This is a genomic window from Bradyrhizobium sp. P2_E8 (assembly GCF_056403875.1).
On the sequence record NZ_JBFUES010001543.1, the window covers coordinates 1 to 1,158 of the forward strand.

Below are 1,158 nucleotides of genomic sequence, written 5' to 3' on the forward strand. Positions count from 1 at the left end.
GATTAACCCTGTGGTTCTATTGCGTTAAAAGAGCTGCTCGGAGGCACGGAATCGGTGGCGAGCCGCGCAAATCAAAGGGTCTTGCTGGGATGCGTGCTCCTGTGCGCCGCAGCATTGCCATGTGCTGATTCCTCCCGCCTGAGCGCTGCGGAAAGCCAGCCGCAACCCGCTGTTGCGGCAGCGAATTATCCAATCGCCTCGGCCGCCCGGCTGGCTGGCGATGGCAAGCAGACTCGCTTCATCCTCGACATCGACCAGACCGTCACCTTCCGCGCCGTCACGCTTGCCGACCCGTACCGGGTTGTGGTCGACGTGCCCCAGGTCAATTTTCAGCTGCCCGCGGGCACCGGGTCCGGGGGGCGGGGGCTGGTCAAGGCCTTCCGCTATGGGCTCGTCATGCCCGGCGGCTCGCGAATCGTGTTCGACCTGACGGGGCCTGCCAAGATCGCCAATTCCTACGTGCTGGAGGCGGCCAACGGCCAGCCGGCCCGGCTCGTGCTCGAGCTGGAGGAGGTCGACCGCGCCGCCTTCGTGCAATCGCTCGCCCCGGAAAACCGCCCTGAGCTGCGGCCCGCGATCGCCGATGCGCCGCCCGCCACGGTGCCCGCGACGGCAGCCCCGGAAACGGCGCAGCAGAAGGCCGATGGCCGGCCGATCGTCGTGATCGACCCCGGCCATGGCGGCATCGACAACGGCACGCAGTCGAGCGGCGAAAGCGAGAAGAACCTGGTACTGGCCTTCGGTCTGGCGCTGCGCGACCGGCTGGAAAAGGCCGGCAAATACCGTGTCGTGATGACGCGGAACGACGACACGTTCATCCCGCTCAATGACCGGGTCAAAGTCGCCCGCAACATCAAGGCGGCGCTGTTCGTCTCGATTCATGCCGACGCGCTGCCGCGCACCGAGGGGGATGCCCAGGGCGCCACCATCTATACGCTGTCCGACAAGGCCTCCGACGCCGAGGCCCAACGTCTGGCTGATGCGGAAAACCGCGCGGACGCAATCGCCGGCTTCAACCTCGCGGAGGAGCCGACCGATGTCGCCGACATCCTGATCGATCTGACGCAGCGGGAAACCCGCACATTTTCAAACCGTTTTGCTCATTTGCTGATGAGCGAAATGAAGTCGACCGTGCGGATGCACAAGCATCCGCTGAAA

General features: G+C 65.4%; 1 protein-coding gene. It reads left to right on the plus strand.

All coding sequences use genetic code 11. From position 1 onward, the window contains the following. Positions 1-54 precede the first annotated feature (54 nt). On the plus strand, positions 55-1,158 hold a 1,104-nt coding region (locus AC1D00_RS42150), incomplete at its 3' end, for an N-acetylmuramoyl-L-alanine amidase (RefSeq protein ID WP_477014779.1).